The sequence below is a fragment of the Paenibacillus ilasis genome, from assembly GCF_043195395.1.
Lineage (GTDB): Bacteria > Bacillota > Bacilli > Paenibacillales > Paenibacillaceae > Paenibacillus_AQ > Paenibacillus_AQ lautus.
The window spans coordinates 355,994-373,921 of record NZ_JBHDJG010000003.1; the positions used below are offsets into that span (position 1 = coordinate 355,994).

14 protein-coding genes are annotated in these 17,928 nt (G+C 53.1%); 6 read left to right on the forward strand and 8 right to left on the reverse strand.

Translation table 11 applies throughout. From position 1 onward, the window contains the following. Positions 1-56: 56 nt before the first annotated feature. Genes ACETK5_RS25805 through ACETK5_RS25815 form a run of 3 tightly spaced genes read right to left on the reverse strand, consistent with a single transcriptional unit; the run spans position 57 to position 3,299 of the window. Positions 57-881, reverse strand: coding sequence for a carbohydrate ABC transporter permease (locus ACETK5_RS25805; protein WP_100540568.1), 825 nt, complete (start codon positions 879-881; stop codon positions 57-59). A gap of 60 nt (positions 882-941) precedes the next feature. After that, positions 942-1,907, reverse strand: a complete 966-nt coding sequence (locus ACETK5_RS25810; protein ID WP_012819332.1) for a carbohydrate ABC transporter permease — start codon at positions 1,905-1,907, stop codon at positions 942-944. A 30-nt stretch (positions 1,908-1,937) separates the two neighbouring features. After that, positions 1,938-3,299, reverse strand: a complete 1,362-nt coding sequence (locus tag ACETK5_RS25815) for an ABC transporter substrate-binding protein (protein ID WP_394058673.1) — start codon at positions 3,297-3,299, stop codon at positions 1,938-1,940. A 193-nt stretch (positions 3,300-3,492) separates the two neighbouring features. On the opposite strand from ACETK5_RS25815, the gene ACETK5_RS25820 reads away from it, so the two are divergent. Both ACETK5_RS25820 and ACETK5_RS25825 read left to right on the forward strand, forming a co-directional pair. Beyond that, complete coding sequence (locus tag ACETK5_RS25820) at positions 3,493-5,361, forward strand: sensor histidine kinase (RefSeq protein ID WP_394058675.1); 1,869 nt, start codon at positions 3,493-3,495, stop codon at positions 5,359-5,361. Further along, positions 5,339-6,400, forward strand: a complete 1,062-nt coding sequence (locus ACETK5_RS25825; protein WP_394058677.1) for a response regulator transcription factor — start codon at positions 5,339-5,341, stop codon at positions 6,398-6,400. Before ACETK5_RS25820 ends, ACETK5_RS25825 begins: the two co-directional genes overlap by 23 nt. A 17-nt stretch (positions 6,401-6,417) precedes the next feature. On the opposite strand, the gene ACETK5_RS25830 is transcribed toward ACETK5_RS25825, so the two are convergent. Then, the gene (locus tag ACETK5_RS25830) at positions 6,418-6,945 is read right to left on the reverse strand and encodes a GrpB family protein (RefSeq protein WP_100540845.1); all 528 of its coding nucleotides are present in this window, start codon (positions 6,943-6,945) and stop codon (positions 6,418-6,420) included. A 191-nt stretch (positions 6,946-7,136) separates the two neighbouring features. Then, positions 7,137-7,685 (reverse strand): NAD(P)H-dependent oxidoreductase, encoded by a 549-nt coding sequence (locus ACETK5_RS25835; protein WP_326117260.1) that lies wholly within the window; start codon positions 7,683-7,685, stop codon positions 7,137-7,139. A gap of 248 nt (positions 7,686-7,933) precedes the next feature. Between ACETK5_RS25835 and ACETK5_RS25840 the strand changes: the two genes are divergently transcribed. The 4 genes from ACETK5_RS25840 (at position 7,934) to ACETK5_RS25855 (ending at position 11,289) form a co-directional block, all read left to right on the forward strand. After that, positions 7,934-8,320, forward strand: coding sequence for a winged helix-turn-helix transcriptional regulator (locus tag ACETK5_RS25840; protein WP_326117261.1), 387 nt, complete (start codon positions 7,934-7,936; stop codon positions 8,318-8,320). A 377-nt stretch (positions 8,321-8,697) separates the two neighbouring features. After that, positions 8,698-9,243: a PadR family transcriptional regulator gene (locus tag ACETK5_RS25845; protein WP_100540561.1), complete on the forward strand. Its 546-nt coding sequence runs from the start codon at positions 8,698-8,700 to the stop codon at positions 9,241-9,243. Positions 9,244-9,285: 42 nt separating this feature from the next. After that, a complete protein-coding gene (locus tag ACETK5_RS25850; RefSeq protein ID WP_326116179.1) occupies positions 9,286-10,437 on the forward strand; it encodes an MFS transporter in 1,152 nt (383 codons plus the stop codon). 225 nt (positions 10,438-10,662) lie between these two features. Continuing rightward, positions 10,663-11,289: a DUF3298 and DUF4163 domain-containing protein gene (locus tag ACETK5_RS25855; protein WP_100540558.1), complete on the forward strand. Its 627-nt coding sequence runs from the start codon at positions 10,663-10,665 to the stop codon at positions 11,287-11,289. Positions 11,290-11,401: 112 nt separating this feature from the next. On the opposite strand, the gene htpG is transcribed toward ACETK5_RS25855, so the two are convergent. From htpG to ACETK5_RS25870, 3 genes are all read right to left on the reverse strand, one after another. Next, a complete protein-coding gene (htpG, locus tag ACETK5_RS25860; protein ID WP_394058681.1) occupies positions 11,402-13,279 on the reverse strand; it encodes a molecular chaperone HtpG in 1,878 nt (625 codons plus the stop codon). Between the two features lie 248 nt (positions 13,280-13,527). Beyond that, on the reverse strand, positions 13,528-14,769 hold the full coding sequence (locus ACETK5_RS25865; protein ID WP_394058682.1) for an MFS transporter: 1,242 nt from the start codon (positions 14,767-14,769) through the stop codon (positions 13,528-13,530). A gap of 53 nt (positions 14,770-14,822) precedes the next feature. Further along, complete coding sequence (locus tag ACETK5_RS25870) at positions 14,823-17,921, reverse strand: glycoside hydrolase family 2 TIM barrel-domain containing protein (protein WP_394059092.1); 3,099 nt, start codon at positions 17,919-17,921, stop codon at positions 14,823-14,825. Between the last annotated feature and the right edge of the window lie 7 nt (positions 17,922-17,928).

Here is a 17,928-nt window from a genome sequence, read left to right on the forward strand (position 1 = left end):
TCTTTCATCCTTTCCTTCACAGACATGGCCCTTCCCGGGCCGATAGTTACGTTCCATTATTTAATCCCGGCCATATTGTGGTTCTGCACAAAATATTTCTCGGCAAACAGGAATACCAGCAGAATCGGAACCAGGCTGACCAGTGCGGCTGCAATCATAAGCTGTTCATTGCCGGTCCACTGGCCTGATAAGGAGAGAATGCCGATGGGCAGCGTATACTTCTCATTCGAGGTCAAATAAATGACAGGCGTCAGAATCTCGTTCCACTTGCCCATAAACGTAAAGATCGCCAGCGTCGCCAGCGTAGGCCTGGCCATCGGAATGAAGATCCGCAGATAAATCTGGAACGGATTGCAGCCCTCCATTTTGGCCGCTTCCTCATACTCTTTAGGTATATTCATAAAAGCCTGTCGCATGAGGAAAATCCCAAACGGCTGAGCCAGCCATTCGATAATCCACAGCGGCGTGAGCGTATCCAGCATGTTCAACTTATTAAAAATGATGAAATGCGGGATAATGATCACCACCGCCGGAATCATCATCGTTCCCAGCACCATCACGAACAGCGCACTTTTCAGCGGAAAGCGCAGTCTTGCGAACGCGTAACCGACCATCGAGCAAGAGATTAATGCGCCGATGACGGACAATGCGGCCACGAAGATGCTGTTTAGCGTGTAACCGCCAATATTTCCAAGCCGGAACACCTCGGCGTAATTGGACCATTGGAATACTTCGGGAATCCAGCGTGGCGGAACCGTTGTATATTCCTTGTAGGTTTTCAATGAATTCATGAGCGCCGACAGAAACGGCACGATCATGATGAGCGAGCTGATCCCGATCAGCACATAACCAATACTTTTTCCCAGCAGCTTTCTTCTCATTTGCGGCTCCTCCTTTCCCCGATGCAGTTCCCAATCTGCAGTTCCATCTTGACCGCTTGATCAGTCATAGTGCACCCACTTCTTCTGAGCCCTTAGCTGTATCAGCGTCAGCAGGAACAGGATCATGAACAGCACCCAAGCAATGGCGGAAGCATAACCCATCCTCATAAACGTGAACCCTTCGCGATATAAATACAGCATCATGACCAAGCTGGAGTTATTCGGGCCTCCAGCCGAGCTGATGTCGCCCCTGCCGGTCAGCACGTAGATCTGTTCGAATGCCTGGAAGGTAGAGATCGTGCTCATGATGACAACCAGGAAGGTTGTCGGCGAGATCAACGGAACCGTAATGTAGCGGAATTTGCGCAGGGCTCCTGCACCGTCGATCTCCGCGGCTTCATACAGATCTCCGGGAACGCTCTGTAGACCCGCCAGGTAAATGACCATGATATAACCGATCCCTTTCCAGACCGCAATGAAGACAAGCAGCGGAATGGCCAGCTTCGGGTCCTGCAGCCAGCCTTGCCCTTCCAGCCCCAGCTTGGCAAGCAGCGTATTCGCCAGACCGAAGCGAGGATTGAATACGGCGTCGGCAACATACAGGATGACGGTCCAGGAGGAGATCACCGGGATAAAGTGGGCCATCCGAAACCATTTAAGCCCTTTCAAACGCTGGTTTAGCGCAACAGCCAGCACGAGCGCAAGAAAGGTCTGGAGCGGCACGAATAGAACCGCAAAATACAGGGTATTCCACAGGGAACGCCAGAACATCGAATCCTCGGCCATTCGCCGGAAATTATCCAATCCACTCCACTCGGGCGGATTCAACATATCGTAATCGGAAAAGCTGAAGTACAGGGATGCGGCGAGGGGACCCGCCACAAAAATGATAAAGTGGAGAAGATAGGGGGAGGCCATGAGCAGCCCCCATCTCCCCTCATGATCCCATTTCCGTTTTCGGGCGGGCTTTCCGTGCGGCATCGGATCGGCTTTGAGTGCTGCATTGTCATTTAGCGTATTGTCCATTTCACTCCCGCCTTTCTTCCACCCTTGGTTTTATTTTTTATAAAAATCATCGAGAACCGACTGAACGGCTGCGTCCGCCTCGCTTAACGCCTGATCGATGGCTGCATCGCCCAGGAAGGCACGCTCGGCATGTTCGTTGAATTTGCCCACCCATTCTTCCCAGACCGCGTTATTGTCGAGCGTCTGTGCGAACTCCAGGCTATCGAGGAATGCCTGGCGGTTTGCCGGCTGCTCTCCCGCCTTGAGGAACACTTCGGATTCCGCTACGGATTTTTTCACGGGCACAGCTTCCCCAAGCTCAGTCCACTGCTTCTGCACATCGTCTTCCGTAGCCCAGTATTTAATCCACTCCCAGGCAGCTTCCGCTTTCTCATTGTTCGACTTCTGATTAATCACCCACGAGTTGGCGATGACCGGGGATACCCGCTTGCCGTCAGGTCCCTTCGGCAGCAGCGTCACATCGTAATTCAGACCGGCTTCATTCGCTGCCTGCACCCGGGCATAGATGCCGATCCGCATGGCGGCCGATCCGCTAGGGAACACGGCGGTATTGCTCTGGAAGCTCTTCAGGTCAACCGGATCGGTAATGATGCCGCGCTGCATGCCGTCCACCATCCATTCGAACGCCTGCTTGTTCTCAGGGGAATTGATGATCGAGTTCTCCGCCTTCTCGTCAAGGGCACCGCCTCCGTAGGATTTCATCACGGAGAACCAGCCCTCGGTAATGCTGAAGAACGTAAGCCCGAACTGGTTCACGCTCGCGGCGTCAAACCCGCTGTCCTCGGCCGTTTTCCCACTGGCATCCACCGTCAGCTTGGCTGCCGACGATTTCAGGTCTTCCCAGGTCCATTCATCCGAAGGATACGCTACGCCCGCTTTATCAAACAGCTCCTTGTTATAAAACAGCACGCCGACCTGAATGCCCTGCGGCACGCCCCAATAGCGCCCGTCCGCGTCCTTGTTGAAATCGAGGCCGTAGTACTCGTCGGCTTTCAGGTCCCTTGCGATCCAATCCGTCAGATCCTTAGCCGCGCCCCGCTGGGCGTATTTCATGACGTAGACGCCGTCGGACAGCCATACATCCGGCGCCTGGCCGGCCGCGATCTGCGTATCCAGTTTCTGATAGAACTGCCCGTATGGCGCGCTCTGCGTCTTCACCGTAATGTTCGGATGCTGTTTCTCAAACTGTTCAATCAGCTCCTTCATCTTGGCATCGGAGCTGTCGCTGGAATAATATCCGAGCAGGATTTCTACCTTCCTCCCTTCCTCGTCCCCGGTGCCCGGAGATGCTGTGCCGTCCTTACCTTCGCTGGCATTCCCGCATCCGCTTACAATGATGGATATAAGCAATAAGGCCGTTACCCAGCTGTAGAACCCTTTTCTCTTTTTCACAAATCCTCGCCCCCTGATTGATTGAAATGGATTAATGAGATTGTAGTTGATAAAGACCGAATGCGCCCATGTGCTTTCTTAGCCCACTTGTGATTTCTTGCTGCGGCATCATGGTTTTTTATTTACAACTTGTGTTTTTTTGCTACAATGTTCCTTACATTCCCTACTTCAATGCGAGGAAGGCGGAAGAGCGATGAACATCCAAGGCGTTTCCACCGGTAATCTGACCATTAACCAACGATTGTTCGTGCTGATCATCCTATTCATTGGCCTCCCCTTCTTTCTGCTCGGCAGCTTCTGGTACCAGTCGTCTACCGAAGCGATTGAACAGTTTGCCGCAGGCGCCAACAAGCGTATCATCGAGCAAACCAACGTCTCGCTGGATTCTTACATATCCAATCTGGAGAATTCCACCTATCCCTTTATCCACAACCCGCAGATCCAGCAATTTCTCTCAACTACCCAGCTTACTCCCTATGCGTACTTTCAGCTTGCCAAAAAAGTGGAGGACGACTTGTTTGCCCAGATGATCTACGGCAGGTCCGACATTATCGGAATCTCGCTCGTCGCCGAAAACAAGCGGCAAATTACCGATTACGAAAGCGCGCCGGGGCTGCTCGATATGAGTGAAATCCGCAAACGCAACCGATCCTTTCAAGCGCAGCTGGATCAATTCAACGATTTTCAAATCATCGGCCTCAGCCGGGTAGGAAACACGCCAGCCCTTACCGTGGCCCGAAAGCTGTATGACAATTCTTCCTTTCTCTATAAAGGCTTATTGATTGTCGACCTCAATCTGAAGCAAATCGGAGCCATCTGCTCTAACGATTCGCTGGGCGGCTTTGACGTCTGGATCATGGGTAAGGATGGGCAGATGATTTACCACCCGGATCCGAGTCGGGTCGGAACGCAAGTTGAATCGGGGCTGTTAACGCGTATTCAAAACCGGGACTCCTCCTTCTTCCGGCATCAAGATGCAGCTTCGGGCACCGAAAAGATGGTCCTGCATGAACGCTCGCAGATCACCGGCTGGACGGTCGTCGCCGACCTGCCGCTGAACAATCTCATCGGTGGTTTGATCACCCAGCGTAATTACTCGCTTGCGGCCGCAGCTGTTCTCATGATCATTGCATTGGCGCTCGTGGGCGGATTCTCTTTGTCTTTGACAAGGCCGCTCTCCATGCTCCAGAAGCTGATGGCCCGCGTCGAGCGGGGCGATTTTGTGCTTCCTACCACAATGAATCGGTTCCGGAACAATGAAATGACCGCGGTATTCCAGAGCTTTTACAGCATGACGGGAGAGCTGAAGCGGCTGATCCGGGAGGTCCAGGATTCCCAGCTGAAGGAACGGGAGCTCATCATCAAGCAGAAGGAATCCGAGCTCCGCTCCATGCAGTCCCACATCAACCCGCATTTTTTGTACAATTCACTGGAGATTATTAATTCATATGCCATCGCGGACGATCATATGGAAATCAGTCGCATGACGCGGGCGCTGGCCCACATGTTCCGTTACAATATCGGCCATGCCGGATCCGTTGTGCCGCTGCGGGAGGAGATGACGCATGTCCAGTATTATCTCGATCTTCAAAGCGCCCGTTTCCGCAGGCTCCAAATCGATATGGTCGTGAACGAACGGGACCTGGATCGCGTGAACGCCGTCAGGCTCACGCTGCAGCCGATTGTGGAGAATGTGTTCATCCACGGATACCGAGGCAAGAAGCCGAGCTACCTTGGGATAAGCACCCGTACGGAGGCGGACTATTTTGCCATCATCATCCGGGACAAGGGGATTGGCATGACCGCGGAAACGCTGCGGCAGATCAGGCGAATCCTGCAAACCCGCGAGAAACCGGGTGAGAGCATGCTGCGTAACAACGGGGAGGAACCCACCAGCGGCATCGGGCTCTTGAACGTGCATCAAAGGCTTCAGCTTACCTTCGGTGCCGAGTATGGCCTGCACCTTGTCGAGTCCGTGCCTTTGGAAAGCACCATATTTGAAATCAGACTGCCGTATAGGACTAGCGAGGAGGGACACCATGTACCGGATCATGATGATTGATGACGAATACGCCATTCATTTAAGTTTGCGAAAGCTTGTTGAGAGGTCTGGTCTTCCAATTGCGGTCGCCGGCGAAGCCGAAGACGGGGTTGAAGCCCTGCAAATGCTGGAGAATAGCCGGCCCGACATTATCGTGACCGACATTTGCATGCCTGAAATGGATGGATTGGAATTTATCCGCCGTGTCAGAGAATCCCATCCACAGATGCATTTTATTATCCTGTCGGGCCACGACAACTTCGAATTTGCACGCCAGGCCCTGCGCTATGGCGTTTCGGATTTCCTGCTGAAGCCCATCGACCCGGCGCAGTTCCATACAACGCTGGAACGTGCCTACAGGGAGCTGGATAACCGGAAAGCGCGATTCTCCAGGCAAACGGAATGGACGCTTGCGCAGCAGCGCTATAAAGCCAGGCTCGCTGAGCTGCTGTATTCTGCCGATGAGCAGGGAGCATTGGAGCAAATCCGCGAGATCATGACCCTTTTTGAGACGAGGGGACCGGAAGAAGTGAGCTTGTCACGATACGCCCATATGCTGCTGCAGGATCTGCTGTCTGCTCTTGAAGAACGCGGTTTGCTTCTTGCGATGGACATCGGTGAGGATCAATGGCCGCAGGACGATCCCCTGGCCTGCAACAGTCAAATACAGGATAAGGTCAAGGAAATGCTGGCGTTGATTAAGGGCTCCCGAAATCTGGGGTCTCGCCACAATATTCAGAAAGCCAAACGATACATTGAAGAGAATTATGCGATGGAGGATTTGTCCTTACAGGAGGTGGCTGATTCAGTGGGGATGTCGGTCACGTATTTAAGCCGTACCTTCAAGAGCGAAACGAATATGAACTTCGTGAAATACCTGGTGCAGGTCCGCATGGAAAAAGCGAGGGAATTGCTGGCGGAATCTGAGCTTTCCGCCCAGGAAACGGCCTACCGCGTCGGCTTCTCGGACTATGTCCATTTCAGCAAGACATTCAAAAAATTTCATGGCCTCACCCCTTCAGCGTACCGAAAGCAGTGCAAGGCCATGAATGGAGGATGAGACGGGCAGGAGCTTATTCAGCTTGTTCTCCCGTTCATCCATGCTTTGGCTCTGGCAAGAAGCTGCTCTACATATGCATGCTTCTCATTGGAATATTGGAGCAGGGTTCGGGTCCCTTGCGTAACGATCCGTCGTTTGATCTCGCTGTAACGCTCGGCCTCCACCGCATGTGCTCGCAAGTACTCCCTGATCATGATGTTATGATTCCACATGTCGCCACGGTATGACACAATATGAACGTTATAGGCATGCCTACCTCTTTTGCGGAGATATAAACGGCCGGGGATCCCCGCTTCGCCTAAGTCCTCATAACCCATAGCGGTCAGCTTGGGAATGATTTCATTCGCATGCTGCGTGTTCTCCACGCCAACCAGAATATCGATAATGGGTTTGGCCGTCATCCCCGGTACGGATGTGCTTCCGAAATGTTCGATGGCGGCCGTATAAGGGCCGATCTCCCTGATTAACGTCTGGTGTTCGTCGCTAAACCGATCCGCCCACTGCTTGTCGTAGGACTCCAAATGAATGGCTTCATCAATCGTCATGAAGGATCCTCCTTCGAATTTGGTACGTGCGTGCTGCTGGTGAAGCTCCTCGAACAAAAGTAGCAGGCCCCCATAAGAGGCATAGGCACGGCTTCAGCTCATGCGCACGCACTCACGTATGACTCCATCATGCCCTTTAGGGTTTTAATCGGCAAGAGCCAATGTGCTATTGGTTTATGGCCAAGCATACCTTAATATCGACTTTCCACAACGGCAGGTGCCAGAACCTGCTCCACATACCTGTCGGCCTCCGCCCCAAGTGTTTCATCGCTTACCCGCTCTACGTTATAGGTTACGAAGGCAGGTAGATATTGGACTTTGCACCGGTTCAACGTGGCTTGAATCGGCCGCAGCAGCTCACTGGCGGTATACCAATTGTCCCCGCCTGCACGATACCCTTGTTCTGCCCCTGCTGCGGTCGTCGCCAGCATGAATTCCTTGCCCTTCAGGCTGTTGCCTTCGGGCCCGAACGCCCAGCCGAAGGTCAGCACGTCATCGAACCATTTCTTCAGCAGGGGCGGGCAGCTGTACCAGTAAAACGGAAACTGGAACACCACCCGATCATATTGAAGAAGAAGCTGCTGCTCGCGCTCGATATCGATATTCCAATTCGGATACTCCTTGTAAAGATCCCGGACGTCTACATTTCCATTCGCATACAGCCCGCTGTGCTCCATCAGCGCTCGATTCGCACGCGAGTTGTCTAAATTCGGATGAGCTACAATCACCATGATTTTCATATTCAGGTCTCTCCTGTCTCATTTGGTTTGTTTGACACCCCCATTATGTTTCGGATCGGTTTCGTTGAAAAGTACGCTCTTTTTATGTACTTAGTCGGTTTTAGCGTACCTATTTATCCCATGCATAGTACGATAAAACGTACTAAGTACGAGAAAGAATAGTACTGGGTTTTAACCGAATACTATGCTACATTACTAACATCAAATGAACAAAGACCGATGGCACACTTCCAATGGGAGATGAGAATATGAGAACAACCAAACATGAACGGCCTAACACTGACGGCATCCTGACCACACTGCAACTAATCGGCGGCAAGTGGAAGCCGCTGATTCTGTTTATACTGCTCCAGGACGGAACCAAGCGGTTCGGGGAACTCCGGCGGCTGCTTCCGGGCGTGACCCAAGGCATGCTCACGAATCAGCTCCGTGAACTGGAACAGGATGGGCTGGTCGTACGCAAGGTATATCAGGAGATTCCGCCTAAGGTGGAGTATTCCATCTCAGAGCATGGAATGAGCTTGGACAGCGTACTCACCGACATGTGCACCTGGGGGTTTCAACATTTGGATTATGTCGACAAGGTCAACGGACAGCCTGATGAGAGTCACGGGAAAAACGCAGGCGGGCTGTAAACGAAAATAGCAGGCCAGCATGAGAGGCCTGGCATTGCTCATACATCGAGCGCATGCATTTACTCACAGCTGCGCATAACGGATTCGTGTCTGCCAGACGCCTCATGTTACCGTTGGCTTCCCCCTCCCTCTTCGCTTCTTCAGCCGTCCCTCTTGGGATCAGCTTCACTGGCTGCTCCTCTCCAGGCTGGTATTTAAAACCATAACCGAATCGCTCTCCTTGCTTCTCTTCACCTATCGCATAATCTAATCGAATATCTGCCAACGGTTGACCGTAGTTTGAAAATCGATTGCAGAAATTCACTTCCAGGTATTGCTTATTTATGTCGATACGATATATATTTATATCGTATCGACATATTTTTAGGAGGAGCTATATGTATGAGATTTATGTTCTGGGTGAATTGATGACCGGAGATAAACACGGTTATATGCTTCAAGAGATCCTTAAAAATGCAGGCGGGCCTTACCGCCAGATTAGTTCCGGTACGTTATATCCCCTGCTCTCCCGGATGGTGGATCACGAGTGGATCCATCTTCGTCTGGATGAATCCGGCGGAGGCAAACGCCCCCGGAAAATCTACGGGATTACCGATTCCGGACGGAAGAAGTTTCTCGACCTTATGGAGAACCCCCTGGAATACAACATGGATACGGAGCAAATATTCCATTTCAAGATGGTGTATTTCAGGTATGTTCCAAAGAAGGTTCGGCTCGCTTGTCTAGAGCAGTACTTGATTTATCTGGAGACCAACCTGAAACATGTGACGGACTTTGAAGCGGAGATCACGTTTTATAAACCTGAGCCTGAGAAACAGCGTCTTCAATTGCTGAGGGTGCTGGATCACCGGAAGCAGATGGGAATGACGAATATCGAGTGGATCAAGAATGAAATGGCGGCTGTCAATTCCGAAGAGGACTAGCGTTCAAACGTTTTATACATTGGACATAAGGAGGGATATAGGATGGAACGTTTATGGACGAAGCCGTTTATTCAGATGACGGTCGGAATGTTGTTTCTGTTTACGGGCTTCTATCTGCTGCTGCCCACGCTTCCGCTGTATATCAAGCATTTAGGCGGCTCCGAAACCCAGGTGGGATTGGCAGCCGGTGCGTTCACGCTGACGGCTGTGGTCTTTCGCCCGATGGTCGGCGGATTGGTGGACCGGTACGGCAGAAGAGCTTTTTACGTATGGGGTCTTATCTTCTTTGTTCTTTCGATGTATCTTTACGATTGGGTTGGCAGCATTCTGCTTCTGCTTGCGCTGCGGATCCTGCACGGCGCGAGCTGGGCTTTCTCGACAACCTCCATCGGAACGGTCATTACGGATTTAATCCCGACCTCCCGTCGTGGGGAAGGCATGGGCTGGTACGGTATGGCGATGACGGTGGCGATGGCCATCGGCCCCATGCTGGGGACTTTTATCGTCAGCGGGTATTCGTTTCGGACGTTGTTTCTTGTTGCTACCGGGCTCTCTCTGATTGCCTTCATACTGGCCTACATGACCAGAGCCCCTTATCAAGCCAAACCTTCGGCAGGGCGAATTCAGTTGGTCGAGAAATCCGTTCTCCCGGTCACGGTCGCCATCTTTTTCCTGGCCGTCGCCTATGGGGGAATTACGACCTTTCTCCCGTTGTTTGCCGAGTCCATCCGGGTCAATCCGGGAACCTTTTTCCTGGTGTACGCCGTCGCTCTTACCTTGATCAGGCCCTTTGCCGGGAAGCTGTCGGACCGTTTCGGTGAAGCGGCTGTCATCATTCCGTCCCTTGTCGTAACGGCGGCGGCTCTGATCGTTTTAAGCCTGTCGAGCGGATTGCCCGGACTGATTACAGCTGCCATTCTGTACGGTATCGGCTTCGGTTCGGCCCAGCCCGCTCTCCAAGCAGCCACCCTGCGCATTGCTCCGGAGAACCGGAGAGGCGCAGCCAACGCCTCGTTCATGACGGCGTTCGATCTCGGCATTGGACTTGGCGCCATCGTGTTGGGCCTGGTCTCCGAGCGTATCGGCTATGCATATCTGTTTACGGTAACGGCCGTGTCGGTTGTCGTATCCTTAATCATATTCGCGGTCTTTGTAAGAAGACTGCTTTCGCCCGGCGTTGCGGACAAAGAGTGATGGATATCCGATTTCAGGCAAACACGCCGCGGACCGGGACTGCCGCATAAGAGCGCTCTGTCTGCCCGAAAGCCGTTCCGAAGGGATGACCGAGCTTCCGAGCTTCCAAGCTTCCAAGCCCGCCGGCCTCCGAGGTTCCGACTTCCGACCCTCCGGCTTCGTAACCTCCGCGCCCGCTTCCGAATAGGCTAACGTATCTGATGTTAGATTGGAGCGATGGTACGCATGGCGCAATATGTACCGCCGGTGAACATCCATACCCTCACGCATACGGCACCCGGTCTCGTGATTCATTATCCGCAGGTATACGGCCTCCTGAATCCTGGAGCAGAAGAAGCCATCAACCGGGCCATTATTCTTCAAATCCAGGATATGCAGCGTGAACAGCAGCAGGTTCAGACCGGCACCAACCCGCAAACGACAGGCACCTTTGAGATTAAAACGAACGAGCGCGGCATTCTTAGCCTCGTGCTGACCAACTACACCTACTCCGAGCATATGGCGCACGGGTATACGGTGACAAAAGGACTGACCTTTTCCACGGCTAACGGACAATCCTACGCTTTATCCGACCTGTTCCGTCCAGACTCCAGCTATCAAACCGTCTTGGCCGCCGAAGTGAACCGACAGATCAAGGAACGGGGCATTCCTGTGCTGGAGAACCGTCCGGTTACCGTTTCGCCAAATCAGGACTTCTATCTGGCGGATAAGTCCCTGGTCATCTTCTATCCGCTATATGCCATCACGCCATACTATGTCGGCTTTCCGATGTTCCCCATATCGGTATATGACCTCTTGAGTATGGCGCCCGAGAACGGATTGTTATCGGATCTTGCCGCGGACGTGGTGTAACGAGCCGTACCGTGTTCAGGTGATTATGCAGAAAAAAACAAACCCGATCCCCTGGTACCTTACCAGCGTTTCGGGTTTGTTTGTTATCATCGCATGAGCTTAGCTGCGACGGTTACACCATGATTTTGCAAATATCGTTCGTGAACTCCACCGGATCGGCAATCGGCAAGCCTTCGATCAGCAGCGCCTGATTGTACAGCAGATTCGTGTAGAGCTTCAGCTTATCCTGATCGGCTTGCAGCGTCTTCAGGGATTGGAATACTTCATGGTTCGTGTTAATCTCCAGCACCTTGTCGGCTTGGATATCCTGTCCGTTCGGCATCGCCTTCAATATTTTCTCCATCTCGATCGAGACATCGCCCTCCGTGGACAGGCATACCGGATGGGATTTCAGTCGTTTGGAGGCTTTAACGGATTTTACCTTGCCAGCCAAGAGACTGCCCATGGCTTCAAAGAGTTCCCTATTGTCGTTATCTTCAGCTTCATTCTCCTGTTTGTCCGCCTCGGAGTCGAGGCCAAGATCGCCGCTGGATACCGACTTGAATTCCTTCTCCTTGTATTTCATGAGCATCTTGATTGCAAACTCATCGACATCGTCGGTAAAGTACAGAATTTCATAACCTTTATCGAGCACCATTTCCGTCTGCGGGAGCTTCTCGATCCGGTCGATGGAATCCCCGGAAGCATAATAGATATATTTCTGATCTTCCGGCATTCTCGACACGTACTCATCCAGCGAGACCAGCTTCTTCTCCTTGGAGGAAGTAAACAGCAGCAGATCCTGAAGATCTTCCTTGTTCATGCCGTAATCGTTATAGACGCCGAATTTCAAGCCTCTGCCGAAGGATGCGAAGAACTTCTCGTAGTTCTCCCGCTCGTCCTTCATCATACCCTGCAGCGCGCTTTTCACTTTGCTCTTGATGTTCTTTGCAATCAGCGTCAGCTGACGGTCATGCTGGAGCATCTCGCGGGAGATGTTCAGCGACAGATCCTCGGAATCAACCATCCCTTTCACGAAGCTGAAGTAGTCCGGCAGGAGGTCACCGCATTTGTCCATGATCAAGACGCCGTTGGAATAGAGCTCCAGCCCTTTCTCGTATTCCTTGGTGTAATAATCGAATGGCGTATTCTCGGGAATGAACAAAATCGCGTTGTATACCACGGCACCGTCCGCTTTGACGTGAATGTGTTTGAGCGGTTTATCGAAGCCGTAACGCTTCTCATTGTAGAAATTCTCGTAATCCGCGTCGGTCAGCTCGCTTTTATTCTTGCGCCAGATCGGCACCATGCTGTTGATGGTCTGCTCTTCCTGGATTTCCTCGAACTCGTTCTCGGCATCTGCCTTAGGACGCTGCGTTTTCACGTCCATCTTGATCGGATAACGGATGAAATCGGAGTACTTCTTAATGATCGCTCTTAGGCGATATTCTTCCAAGTACTCGTCATACTGATCGTCTTCCGTGTTCTCCTTGATCTTCAGCACGATCTCGGTTCCGACAGCATCCTTCTCGGCCGGCGTAATGGTGTATCCGTCCGCGCCTTCGGATTCCCACTTGAATGCTTCGTCGCTGCCGAGGGCTCTGCTGGTTACGGTAACAACATCGGCCACCATGAAAGCGGAGTAGAAGCCAACGCCGAACTGGCCGATAATGTTGTGGCCGTCCTTCGCTTCATTCTCACTCTTGAATGCAAGGGAACCGCTCTTCGCGATGACGCCGAGGTTATTCTCCAGGTCTTCCTTGGTCATCCCGATCCCCGTGTCGGTAATGGTCAGCGTACGGTTTGCTTTATCTGCGGTAATCTTAACGTAGTAATCTTCTTTATTAAAGGTCAAGTTGTCGTCGGTCAGTGCTTTATAGTAAATCTTGTCGATCGCGTCGCTGGCATTTGAAATCAGCTCACGCAGAAAAATTTCACGCTGCGTATAGATGGAGTTGATCATCATCTCGAGCAGCCGTTTGGACTCAGCTTTAAACTGTTTTTTCGCCATGAAAAAATCTCCTTTCCAATCTGAACGAGGTTTCTTTTAGCACTCTTTACAGCAGAGTGCTAACACTTCTTCTATTTAAACATGTACCAATTTTTGATGTCAATATGTTTCAAGACTTTCCCTGGAACAAATACGGGTTCAGCCTGTAGCGGTGAAGCCGACGTCGTAAGATGAATATGAAAGTGCATGCTGCAATCGGCAAAAAAGCCGCCTAAAAGAGGAATTCCCTTTTAGACGGCCCTTCACATTCATGATTCTATGCTGCTGTTTAATCTCTTGGATAAGACCGGACGAATCCACCATACGTAATACAGGCCGCATAGGAGCAGCACGCCGGCCGTGGCCAGAAAGGGGAGCCGATAATCCTGCCTGGCCAGGATCAGCCCGGCGACAAAGGTTGCCCCGGACGAGCCTAGACTTCGGAAAACCGACCGCATGCCGGCGTACAGATTTCGTTCCTTCTCATTGAAAGCCGACATCAGCAGACTGTCCAGCAGATTGGACAGCATGGTCACGCCTCCGCCCCGCAGCAGAAACAGCCCGACAAACAGCCATACGGGGAGAATCATGTATAGAGCGGCAAACAGCAAAATATTAACGATAAATACCGAGATGATGGCCGTGTTATAACCGAACCGCTCCATGACGTACGGTGTCATCAATGAGCATATAAACAGCAGGATCGCGCCGATGGCAAGAATTAGAGATACCTGGTCATCCATCCAATCCAGGCGGAACTTCACGATGACGTTCAGGAATGAGCCCGTCATCGCGATGCAGCCCCCAAGCAGCGCCGTAAATACGGCGAACAGCCACAAGGTCCCGGAGGATAGAGGCCCCGTTAACCTGGAGATTCCCCTCGAAGGCGAAGCTGCCGCCGCTTCCTCATCCACGCCCCTGTGCTCGGCAGGCAGCCAGAATGCCCGGATGATGCCGTGAAGCACAAGCACAAGCCCGGTCAGCAGAAGAGACACCTCATAGCCCCTGCTTCCTTCAAATCCCTTCGAGATATATCCGGCTGCCAGCGTTCCGAGACCCGTGAAAGCCGTAAAAACGGCAAACATCAAGGAAAATGCACGCGCCTCCTCCTTGCGGGAACGGCAATAATGGAAGAGAAGCTGAATCTCCGTCGTCTCCACAAGCGTCAAGCCGGCAGACACCAATATTTGAGCTGCATAGAACCACAGCAAATCATCGCTGACGGCAAACAGCACATTGCCTGCGGCGATAAAGAATACGCCGGTAACCAGCAGTTTTTTTCTTCCGGTCCGGTTAGCGAGCAGGGATACCGGAATGGCGAGCACGCCCATGATCAGAATGCCCATCGACACCAACGCGCCGATCTCGTCTTCCCTAAGCCCCCGGAAGAGCAGATGCAGATTCAGGACGAGCGTATAGAGGCCGATTCCGATACCATAGAAAGCCTCGCTTATGAGGAACCGGCGCACCCCCGTAGACAGCTGCAGCAGGTCTTTGATGTAAAAGGACATGTTATTCCCCTTCTCCAGAAAATCCGATGACGATCTAAAATGAAATCAGTCGGTTACTTGTATAATTCCGCTTCCGAGCGCATCCGCCGGCTCAGTCTTACCGGATCGGTATCCTCGGCAGCGTAAGCCTTCAGGAGAATGCGGAACGAAAACGGCTCCGGCTTGATCGAATGCTCCGGAGACTGTGCCGGACCGCAGCTGTTGCTGCCAAGTCCGTTCTGTCGGTAATCCAGATTCAGCGTAATGAAGCTGCGTGGAACAAGGTCGCTGGCATGCGCCGCGGACTCCACATCCTGATCGGTGTACCGGCTTGCACTGAAATTCAGGACAGGCTCGCCAACGGCGAGGAGCCCCAATCCAGCACCATCCGCGAGCGAGATCCAGCGGACATCCGATCGGTTCCCATTCTCCTGCGGATAAATATACGGCGTGAACAAGCCGTCCACCGTGCTGCGGTATTCCCCGAACCGTCCCGCTTCCAGGCTGTCCGGATAGCTTTCCCCAGGTCCTCTGCCGTACCACCGGACATGTTCCATGTCTCCCGCGACTTGCATTTGCAATCCGATTTTCGGCAGCATGGCGGGCGGCGTGCCGATCGGCTCACCCTTCACATCCATGATAATCAGGCCGCTGGAAGTGATCGTATAGGTCGTTTCGCAGCGGAAGCCCCAATCATATACCGGCGGCGCAATCCGGGAAATCCGCCGCACCTCCACGCTGTCTTGGTCCAGTCGCTTCCATTCGAAATGATCGATCCGCTCGGAGAGTCGGTCCAGATGGGCCTTGCGCCAATCCGGAAGCACGTACATATCATTATCAATCGGCGGGCGCCAGAAATTCAGCGCCGGTCCGCCAAGCGTGATTCTTTTGCCATGCAGGAATAAGCTCTCAAATCCGGAATGAAGCGAACCGAGTGACAGCTGAAAGCTGCCATTTCCCACCTTAAGCTTGTGCTTCTCCTCGGTGACCTGTAGTGGTCCCCGCCGCAATGCGGCCGTTTGCTCGAATTCAGGCTTGGACGATTCCCGCAGCAGAAACTGGTACCATGCCACCTCATGTCCCCGTTCCGCCCAGCGGCAGTCCGCAGCCAGCGAGAGGGATACCTCAAACCACAGCTCGGCATAAGGACTCACGCCTATTGTCGCTTGCTCCAAAACCTTCTGGAGGCTTAACTCCGTGCTTGTGCCTGCATCGATGCGGGGAAGCTCCAGCGCTCCGTTATGGACAAGCTGTCCATCGGCCAACACCCGGTAGTGGGCCGCCAGATGATCCAGCGAAATGAAATCATAGCGGTTTGCAATGTGCAGCAAACCCTGATTCGGCATCGTCATACGGACAGGCTCTATGACCTTTTTGTATTCCAGAAGTCCGGGTGAAGGCGTACGGTCCGGACGGACCAAACCGTCGATAACAAAATTGCTGTTGTTCGGCACATCGTCATAATCGCCGCCGTATGCATAATCCTTCCTGCCGTCCGGGGTCCTTCTGCTCAGCCCGTGATCGATCCACTCCCACACGAAACCGCCCGCAAGGCGGGGATGCGATTCAAAGGTATCGAAGTAGGGACGCAAGCCTCCGGGCCCGTTGCCCATCGCATGCGCGAATTCGCACAGAATATGCGGCTTGGGATGATTGGTCATTTTGCCGAAGCCTTCCATCTTCTCGACGGAGGAATACATCGTGCTCACCACGTCGCACACCTCGGCTTCGCGATCCTCCTCGTAATGGATCAGCCTCGTCGGATCATTCTCCCGGCACCATTCCGCCATCGCACGGAAATTGCAGCCGAAGCCGGATTCGTTGCCGAGTGACCAGAATAGCACGGACGGATGGTTCTTATCCCGTTCCACCATTCGGCGGACACGGTCCACATAGGCTTCCTTCCACTCCGGATCATCGCTCAAGCGGGAAATGTTGCCGAGCGGCTCGAAGCCGTGAGTCTCCAAATCCGTCTCTTCCATCACGTACAGTCCGTACACGTCGCACAGCTCGTAGAACCGGGGATCATTCGGGTAATGCGCCGTCCGCACGGCATTGATGTTGTGCTGCTTCATCAAACGGATATCCTCCAGCATCGTAGACAGGGTGACGGTTCGGCCCGTATCCGGATGATGGTCATGGCGGTTGACGCCTTTAAGCAGGATCGCCTTGCCGTTTACCAGGAGCTGTCCATCCTTCACTTCAATGGAGCGGAATCCGACGCGCTGCGCCACCGTCTCCAGCGTTCCCCCTTGAGCATCCCGCAGGATGATCACCAGGTGGTACAGTGCCGGTGACTCGGCAGTCCATAAATCCGGGCCGGCCACCTCGATCTCAAAATCCTCCGCAGCGGAGTGTGTGACGTCCTTTTCGACTGAACCCACCACCACGCCGGTTCTATCCAGCAGCTGCAGCCGTACCGATCCGGACTCTTTTCCTTCCAGCTCCAAATGCACGTTCAGCTTGGCGTTCAGATACTTCGCATCCAGCTCGGTCGTTACGCGGAAGTCGTTGATGCGAAGCGCCGACGGCTCGGCAACCAGGTAAACATCCCGGAAAATGCCGCTCATCCACCACATGTCCTGGTCTTCCAGATAGCTTCCATCGGACCACTGATACACCCGAACGGACATCTTGTTTACCCCGGCCTTCAGGTAAGGCGTCAGATCGAATTCCGAGGTCAGCCGGCTTCCCTGGCTGTAGCCGATAAACGACCCGTTCAGCCACACATGAAACGCACTGTCCACCCCGTCGAATTTGACGCAAATCTTTTGGCCGTCCCAATGCTCCGGAAGCTCGAACTCGCGTACGTAGCTGCCGGTCGGATTTGCGTTCGGCACATGCGGCGGATCCACGGGGAACGGATAGTACAGGTCCGTGTAATGCGGATGCCCGTAGCCCTGAAGCTGCCAGTGCCCCGGAACCGGGAGGTCATCCCAGGCCGATACATCGTAATCCTCTTCATAAAATGCTTCAGGAGCAGTTTCCGGCTCCTCGGCATAGTGAAATTTCCACACCCCGTTCAGCGATTGGTACCAAGCCGAGCTGCCTCTGTCATAACTTAATGCGCCGTCCGTATCCGCGAACGGAATGAAATAAGCCCGGCTCTTCACCCGGTTTCGTTCCAGCACGCTTAGGTCATCCCAGTCGCGGCCGATACGATGGTCCTTCATCATGTCT

What these genes read in the sequence shown, in the direction of transcription:
- ACETK5_RS25805 (WP_100540568.1), bottom strand. Translation starts at nt 881, where the DNA reads ATGAGAAGAAAGCTGCTGGGAAAAAGTATTGGTTATGTGCTGATCGGG.
- ACETK5_RS25810 (WP_012819332.1), bottom strand. Translation starts at nt 1,907, where the DNA reads ATGGACAATACGCTAAATGACAATGCAGCACTCAAAGCCGATCCGATG.
- ACETK5_RS25820 (WP_394058675.1), top strand. Translation starts at nt 3,493, where the DNA reads ATGAACATCCAAGGCGTTTCCACCGGTAATCTGACCATTAACCAACGA.
- ACETK5_RS25825 (WP_394058677.1), top strand. Translation starts at nt 5,339, where the DNA reads ATGTACCGGATCATGATGATTGATGACGAATACGCCATTCATTTAAGT.
- ACETK5_RS25830 (WP_100540845.1), bottom strand. Translation starts at nt 6,945, where the DNA reads ATGACGATTGATGAAGCCATTCATTTGGAGTCCTACGACAAGCAGTGG.
- ACETK5_RS25835 (WP_326117260.1), bottom strand. Translation starts at nt 7,685, where the DNA reads ATGAAAATCATGGTGATTGTAGCTCATCCGAATTTAGACAACTCGCGT.
- ACETK5_RS25840 (WP_326117261.1), top strand. Translation starts at nt 7,934, where the DNA reads ATGAGAACAACCAAACATGAACGGCCTAACACTGACGGCATCCTGACC.
- ACETK5_RS25845 (WP_100540561.1), top strand. Translation starts at nt 8,698, where the DNA reads ATGTATGAGATTTATGTTCTGGGTGAATTGATGACCGGAGATAAACAC.
- ACETK5_RS25850 (WP_326116179.1), top strand. Translation starts at nt 9,286, where the DNA reads ATGGAACGTTTATGGACGAAGCCGTTTATTCAGATGACGGTCGGAATG.
- ACETK5_RS25855 (WP_100540558.1), top strand. Translation starts at nt 10,663, where the DNA reads ATGGCGCAATATGTACCGCCGGTGAACATCCATACCCTCACGCATACG.
- htpG (WP_394058681.1), bottom strand. Translation starts at nt 13,279, where the DNA reads ATGGCGAAAAAACAGTTTAAAGCTGAGTCCAAACGGCTGCTCGAGATG.
- ACETK5_RS25865 (WP_394058682.1), bottom strand. Translation starts at nt 14,769, where the DNA reads ATGTCCTTTTACATCAAAGACCTGCTGCAGCTGTCTACGGGGGTGCGC.
- ACETK5_RS25870 (WP_394059092.1), bottom strand. Translation starts at nt 17,921, where the DNA reads ATGAAGGACCATCGTATCGGCCGCGACTGGGATGACCTAAGCGTGCTG.